Source organism: uncultured Campylobacter sp. (genome assembly GCF_947255105.1).
Taxonomy (GTDB): Bacteria; Campylobacterota; Campylobacteria; order Campylobacterales; family Campylobacteraceae; genus Campylobacter_B.
In genome coordinates, this window is record NZ_CAMYFP010000023.1 from 1 (window position 1) to 6,464 (window position 6,464).

The 6,464-nt window shown below is 30.6% G+C and carries 10 protein-coding genes; 8 read left to right on the forward strand and 2 right to left on the reverse strand.

Annotation, left to right across the window (positions count from 1 at the left end; all coding sequences use genetic code 11):
• Positions 1-267, forward strand: a 267-nt coding sequence (locus Q0X52_RS07690) for a hypothetical protein (RefSeq protein WP_297576602.1), incomplete at its 5' end; no start/stop codon positions are given.
• Positions 268-562: 295 nt separating this feature from the next.
• On the opposite strand, the gene Q0X52_RS07695 is transcribed toward Q0X52_RS07690, so the two are convergent.
• On the reverse strand, positions 563-931 hold the full coding sequence (locus Q0X52_RS07695) for a helix-turn-helix transcriptional regulator (protein ID WP_367173580.1): 369 nt from the start codon (positions 929-931) through the stop codon (positions 563-565).
• Positions 932-1,501: 570 nt separating this feature from the next.
• Here Q0X52_RS07695 and Q0X52_RS07700 point away from each other — a divergent pair.
• The 7 genes from Q0X52_RS07700 to Q0X52_RS07730 all read left to right on the forward strand — a co-directional run bounded on the left by Q0X52_RS07700 (position 1,502) and on the right by Q0X52_RS07730 (position 5,971).
• Positions 1,502-2,149: a hypothetical protein gene (locus Q0X52_RS07700; RefSeq protein ID WP_297576603.1), complete on the forward strand. Its 648-nt coding sequence runs from the start codon at positions 1,502-1,504 to the stop codon at positions 2,147-2,149.
• 12 nt (positions 2,150-2,161) lie between these two features.
• Positions 2,162-2,773, forward strand: coding sequence for a hypothetical protein (locus tag Q0X52_RS07705; RefSeq protein WP_297576604.1), 612 nt, complete (start codon positions 2,162-2,164; stop codon positions 2,771-2,773).
• Between the two features lie 18 nt (positions 2,774-2,791).
• Positions 2,792-2,986, forward strand: coding sequence for a hypothetical protein (locus tag Q0X52_RS07710; RefSeq protein ID WP_297576605.1), 195 nt, complete (start codon positions 2,792-2,794; stop codon positions 2,984-2,986).
• A gap of 161 nt (positions 2,987-3,147) precedes the next feature.
• Entirely contained in the window at positions 3,148-3,906 is a 759-nt protein-coding gene (locus Q0X52_RS07715) for a tetratricopeptide repeat protein (RefSeq protein WP_297576607.1), read from the forward strand.
• 192 nt (positions 3,907-4,098) lie between these two features.
• Positions 4,099-4,839 carry a cold-shock protein gene (locus Q0X52_RS07720; protein WP_297576608.1) on the forward strand — a complete coding sequence of 247 codons (741 nt, stop codon included), beginning with the start codon at positions 4,099-4,101 and terminating at the stop codon, positions 4,837-4,839.
• Positions 4,839-5,270 (forward strand): hypothetical protein, encoded by a 432-nt coding sequence (locus Q0X52_RS07725; RefSeq protein ID WP_297576609.1) that lies wholly within the window; start codon positions 4,839-4,841, stop codon positions 5,268-5,270. Before Q0X52_RS07720 ends, Q0X52_RS07725 begins: the two co-directional genes overlap by 1 nt.
• Positions 5,267-5,971, forward strand: a complete 705-nt coding sequence (locus Q0X52_RS07730; RefSeq protein WP_297576611.1) for a hypothetical protein — start codon at positions 5,267-5,269, stop codon at positions 5,969-5,971. Before Q0X52_RS07725 ends, Q0X52_RS07730 begins: the two co-directional genes overlap by 4 nt.
• 211 nt (positions 5,972-6,182) lie before the next feature.
• Here Q0X52_RS07730 and Q0X52_RS07735 read toward each other — a convergent pair.
• Positions 6,183-6,464, reverse strand: a 282-nt coding sequence (locus Q0X52_RS07735; RefSeq protein ID WP_297576613.1) for a hypothetical protein, incomplete at its 5' end; no start/stop codon positions are given.

The window sequence follows — 6,464 nt, forward strand, 5'->3', positions numbered from 1 at the left end:
GCAAACATAAAAGGTGAAATTTTAAGTAATTATTTAAATAAAGCTTTAAATTTAAAAGATGAAAATGTAAATTTAAACAATACAAATCTAAATTACACAAACAATACAAACACCAAAGATACACTATTATCAAACTTAGACAAATTTAACTCACAAGATATGAGTAAGAGTGGCTACCATTTTTATTTTAAACATTTATATCAATTCACTTTCACTTTTTTAATCACGATTTTTAGATATTTTAAGAAAATCTCAAGCTCTCTTTAGCTTAATTTATGAAATTTAACTATCAAAAATATAATTTCCTATAAAATAATAAAACCGGTAACTTTTTAACTACACATTCAAATTTTGAGATATGCTTTATCCTTTGGCTATATAGAAGGAAATGTTATTTCTAACATAACAATGAATAATATCGTAAAAAGGGCAGCAGCTCTAAATTTCAAAGCTATAATAACAGAATTTATGTAAAGCGATTCATAAACCAGCTTAGTTACAAAAAATATTGCCTCACATTCAGCCTATAAGTGGAATAGCATTTTTCAAAATTTATTATAATTTAAGATTTAGTCTCTTTAGATTTTTTTGTATCATACGGACTATCAAACTCATCTTCTTCTACGAAGTTAATTTCTATTTTATGATTAGGATAAGAACTTGGTCCCAATACTTCTGGTAAGACAAAAAACTCTCTTATATCCACTCCAAAAAGTTTACTAAGTTTAAAAAGATGGATGGTATTAAATCTCTTATCTTTAGCGCAGTTTTCCATGTTTGCATAAGAGCCTTGAGATGACATTCCTATGCCAAGAGCTGCTTCAAGTTGGGTAATGCCTTTGCTTGATCTGATTTCTTTTACATTTTTAGCAATAGTTGATAGAAACATCTCCTCTTCTTGTTTTGTTGTGATTTGCGGTAATTGAAGCATTTATTATTTCCTATGGTAAAGTTTTTATAAGAGTATTTATATTGCAGTTATGCCTTGTTATCAATCTACTAAAACAATATTTACCAAGAGAAATAATACATCTAATCTCTGACTTAATGGCTTTTTATGAATTTAAGGCAAGCAAATATAGCCCAAGAAAGAAAAACTCAATTGAGTTCAAAGATGATTGTTATTATGAAGAGTTTTAATAGTCTAAATTTAAACACTCATAAATGTCGTAAGTAGTGTTATAAGATAGATTATATGCCTTTATTTTTTATTCAGCTTTGTAGGGCTTTTATAAAGTCAAAAAATTTAAAAGATGATTAATTCTAAAATTTTAGAAACTTTACAAAACAATGAGTTAAAAATTCTAGAATTAAAAGTAATATCTACCATAGTAAAAGTTAATCATAAGAATAGTTATTGTAAAATTGCCAATCAATATAAATATCTTACTAAATTTTCATTTGGTTAGCTAATAAAATAGCAAAAAGACAAAATTTGGACTTTGGAATTTATATAATTTCTTAGTTAAATCTTAATTAAGTTACAAAAAAAGGAGGAACTGTGACTGAGTATTCAAAACAAATTTTAAGCGATCCTAAGCTTTTAAGAGAAAAGCTATCTATTTATTTAAACGGTTCAAAAAGCGTAGAGAGCTATGCAAAGGCTTGCGAGAAGTTTTTTAAGACCGGAAAAGGTGAGAAGCTTAAAGAGAAAACGACTTGGAGTTGGACAGCGTTTTTATCTAGTTTTTTAGGACCGCAGTGGTTTTTGTTATATAGGGGAGCTATTAAAAGCTTTTGTTATGTTACTCTTTTGCTAATATGGATAGGTTCTAAAGGGCTCAAATCGGGAGATGAAGCCAATTTTATACTTACCTACATGCTTATTAGTCTTATAATTTTTCCAATATGGTATGGAGGTCGTGCTAAATTTGTAGTATGTAAGACCTTTGTTGAAAAGCTAAATTTAGAAAATGATGAAGCCTTAAAGCCAAATAGGAGCTTTTTGTATCTGTTTATCGCAACAAACATAGTTGTACTTTGTGTGGCCGGCTATGAGGTTTTCACAAGTGGAGCAAGAAATATTGATGAGTTTTTATTAGCCATGGAAAACAGTGATGCTTTTATTGCTCTTGGATTTATACAAACTGCAATACCATTTTTCCTTGAAGGCATGCTTTTTGGTGCTATAGGTGCAATGTTATTTTAAAAAGGAGAAAAAATGAAAAAATTTATATTTAGTGCTGTTGTTATAGCGGCTCTTTATTTTGGCTATCAATTTTTTACTGGGAAAAATAGCGTAATGCCGAAACCTTATGACTGCGATACTGGCGACGCTCAAATTTCGGCTTTGTGCTTGATGTTTAAAGGAGATAGTTGTAATGATGCAGAGTTATTTGTAAAAGAATTTTTGCCAAAACTTGGCGATGTAGCGACCATAAAAAGATCCCTTATTAAGCTAGACTCATCTTCAAAAAGTTCAGTTTGTGGTATAGACATTAATTATGATTTGAGTGCAAATTCGCTTGACGAGGCTAGGAAAAAATTTGACTCTTATAACTATGTTGGCGAAAATATTACAAATTATGGTATGAGAATATTTTTTGCTATGCAAAATGATGGTTTTAACGGACCTTCACAAAAGCAAAGTTTTGATGAGAGATTTAAGAGTTTAGATGATTATAAGAAATTTTTAGAGCAACGAGAGGCCTCACAAAAGATGATGGCTATGTTTGGCGGTGTGAATTTAAATAGATTTTATTACCAGCTTTTTGACAATGGCAAGGGCGAAATTTGGACTCAGACATCTTTTAATTTAGAAGAATTAAGATGAGCTTTAAAAAGGAATAGGATGAATGGAGTTATAAAAACTTACCTTGATAGCGGTGGCTTTATGAGTGGCAGTGATGAAAACGACTACTACTTTTCTAAAAAAGATTTTAGTGGTGAGTTTCAAGTGGGCGATTTTGTTAAATTTGAGCCTGGACTTGGTAAAAAGGGCTACTATGCAAAAGAGATGGAGCTAAAAGCTAGTTTTTATGTATAAAACTTCTAGTGAAATAGTAATATCTATCGATAAAGATGAGATTGATGACTATAAAATGGTTGATGTCTTAAATTTCATCAAGTTAGGCGAGGGAAATCTAGTTTTATAAAACTTCAAAATAGACGTTTTATTTAAGGGTTAAATTTAAAAAAGGAGAAAAGATGAAAAAAGTTATTTTAGGAATTTTAGTTTTTGTTTTTGGTAGTGTGTTAAGTGCTAATGGGTTTGGCTTAGACAATTTTAAGCAGGATTGCAAGAATGGAAATTCGCAGTCTTGTGCTTTTTACTATGGTATGAAGTTTAGGAGAGAAAAACCTGATATTGGCAAATTAGAAAAAGAGTGTAAAAAAGAAAATATGGATAGTTGTTTTGAGCTTGCTCTTGCCTATATGTCTGGTATTGGTGTAAAAAAAGATAGTAAAAAAATGAATGAATATTTAAATATGTGTTGCCAAAAAGACAATCTAGTCGCATGCCATTCTATCGCAGAGAACTATGAGTTAGAGCAAAACTATGACAAAGCAGTAGAATATTATATAATGAATTGTGATAAAGGCTATGCTGGTAGTTGTACTAATCTTGGGATCTTATATCATGTTGGTGATAAGATAAAACAAGATTATAAAAAAGCCAATAACTATTTCAGTAAGGCTTGCGATGGCGGTGAGCCTAGAGGATGTTTTAGTTTTGGTGTTGCATATAGGGATGGTAAAGGGGTAAAACAAGACACACATAAAGCACTTAAATATTTTGATATTGCTTGCGATGGTGGATTTGCTACAGGATGTAAAGCTTTTGGAAGTTTTTACTATTCGGGGCTTTTTGGCATAGAAGAAGATTATGAAAAAGCTTTTGATAGCTTTAAAAAGGCTTGCTATTTAGGAGACAAAGAGAGTTGTCAAATTCTAGATAAAATGTAGCAAATTAAAGTAAGCAAAACCACTTCTTATTGAAATCATTGCTTTTGTGATATTGGCAGACTATTTTAAGCTTCAAATTCAGAGCAAGAGTTTTGATTTCTTTGGGAGGTGCTTTTTTTATTTTAAAAAATTAGAAGCTGTTATAATACCTAGATTAAAATAATAAATTTGGCTTTACTGTAAAGGAAAAATATGAATGGAGTTATAAAAACTTACCTTGATAGCGGTGGCTATGGATTTATAAGTGGCACGGATGAAAATGACTACTACTTTTCTAAAAAAGATTTTAGTGGCGAGTTTCAAGTGGGCGATTTTGTTAAATTTGAGCCTGGGCTTAGTAAAAAAGGCTACTATGCAAAGGATATTACACTAGAAACTAACTTTTTTTATGAAATTCCAAATGAAGTGATATCTACTGAAAAAGATAATATTAATGGCTATGAGATAGTGGATTTATCAAATTTTATCGTTTGTGTTGAAGGTAGAGGAGATCCAAACATCGCAAAAGAAAACATTAAAATATATGCTAAAATTTTAGGCGCAAACGCTCTTCTTGGTAGGAGATATTTCCAAACAACAGGGAGCGAGCACTCAAATGCAGGCAATGGAACTCATCACTTTACCATACATAATTTTGAAGCAAGACTTGCTTTTATAGCAAAAAAATCCCTTGATAAAGCCGCTCTAACCAAAGAGCAGTTAGAAAAAAAGGCAAAAATAGATAGTATCGCAAGAGTAGTCAAAAAAGAACTTAGTCAAAAAAGTAGCTCAAATACCTTTGGAACTATACTTTTTTGGGCTGTTTTTATACTGCTTATTTTAACTATGTTCTCTAAAGGCGAGAGCTACATTGTGGCTCTTCTACCTTTGGCAATCTCACTTTATATATTTGATCTTAGCATAGATTTTGATAGTTGGCTAAGGGAGATATAATGGAAAATTTAGATCATTTTTTTAAATTTCTATACGCCAAAATAGCTCATTTTCATCTCTTATTTAGTAATTTTGTCGGAAGTTATTTTATAGATAAAGAAATTTGCCACATTGTGATTTTTAGTGCGTATTTGTTGGCGTTTTATCTATTTTATCTTTTTTGTGTAAGTGGAAAAGCGTTTCATAAATTTGCTAAGATTTATCTAAGTTATGCTTCGATAGTAGGACTTTACTCCATTTGCGTTTATAAGGGTGAGATTATCATAAATGTAGTTTGTGCAATCATATCTTTAATTATTTTTGTTCGTTTTTCTCGCTCATTTTCTAACTTTTTATTCCAATATGAAACTGCAAAAGCTATCAAAAAAGCATATGAAATTTACGGGTATAAAAATGAGTCAAACAATGATGCCAAAGAGAAGATAAAATGAAAAAGATAAAATCACTTCTTATTGGAATTATCGCACTTACAACTTTAACTGGATGTGCTGAGCTTTTGGTAGAACTTACAGCAAAAGTGCTTATTCCTTTGGGAAGTGAGCTAATCGCCGCACCTTTTCAAAAACCAAAAGGCACTTTAAAGTGTAAAAATGGTAGCCCCAATATAAAAACCAAATATATAGAAGACTACGAAAAATTTGCACTAAGTTGGACAAATAATATCAATGAATGGATGAAATCATCTCTTAAACTAGCCAAAGAAGAATTTGATAAAGGAAGCAAATTTGTAACCTTATCCAACAATCCAAACTATGGCACCTATATCATCAGCATAGCCAAAAAAACACCTTTTAAAAAATCAGAAGATAGGATGGGGCTTTACGCCAAAGAGAGCGGATTTAGGTTAAAATCCACTACTTACAACGAAGCAAATAAAACTATAGCGCATAAAGTGCTTGCAAAGAAAGAAATTTATTTTAAAGATGATGAAAAAGCCATAGAAAAAGAAAGAGAGAGCCTAGGTTTTACATATTGCGCAGATAGATATTACTACGAGTTTTTTGCCGTAGGTGGCTATAAAGTGAAATTTACAGTAAGCGATATAGACAGTCCTAGTTATGATTTTATAGATATTTTGCTTGATAAAAAGTTTTGCGATGCCTACTTAGAAGAGATTGGATATTGTAAATAAAATTGATTTAGTTTATAGCCATAAAAAACAAAAAATGTTTGTTATGCAACAAATAACTTGAACAAATATAAATTATTATTTGTTGTTTTTATATAAAAAAGCTGTCTGAAACATATTTTTGATAATCTTTAAAGCGGTTCTGATTTGATAAGTATTATTAGGATAACTCAGAAAGTTGCAAATATTTAAATTTGCAACTTTAAAAAAGAAATTATATTTTGTCGGTTTTATTTATTCTTACAAAATATGGCTCTTTATCTTTTGCAAGCATAATGCCAGTCGCTATACATACCAATCCGATTGCAATAAGCACTAACTTCCAAGTCCAAGAATTAAACGAGCAACCAATACAAATCAACACAATACCAGTAAAAAATGTTCCAAGCCATTTTCTACTATAATGTATTTCGGCTTGACAACCTCTACACACAGAAGCACCGTATTTTATATCTTCTTGTCCGCAAAATGGGCAAACTAAAAATTCTTTTTCATT

Bases quoted from the DNA above. Each gene is read 5' to 3' on its own strand.
- Q0X52_RS07705 (WP_297576604.1), top strand. From the start codon at position 2,162: ATGAAAAAATTTATATTTAGTGCTGTTGTTATAGCGGCTCTTTATTTT.
- Q0X52_RS07695 (WP_367173580.1), bottom strand. From the start codon at position 931: ATGCTTCAATTACCGCAAATCACAACAAAACAAGAAGAGGAGATGTTT.
- Q0X52_RS07715 (WP_297576607.1), top strand. From the start codon at position 3,148: ATGAAAAAAGTTATTTTAGGAATTTTAGTTTTTGTTTTTGGTAGTGTG.
- Q0X52_RS07730 (WP_297576611.1), top strand. From the start codon at position 5,267: ATGAAAAAGATAAAATCACTTCTTATTGGAATTATCGCACTTACAACT.
- Q0X52_RS07725 (WP_297576609.1), top strand. From the start codon at position 4,839: ATGGAAAATTTAGATCATTTTTTTAAATTTCTATACGCCAAAATAGCT.
- Q0X52_RS07720 (WP_297576608.1), top strand. From the start codon at position 4,099: ATGAATGGAGTTATAAAAACTTACCTTGATAGCGGTGGCTATGGATTT.
- Q0X52_RS07710 (WP_297576605.1), top strand. From the start codon at position 2,792: ATGAATGGAGTTATAAAAACTTACCTTGATAGCGGTGGCTTTATGAGT.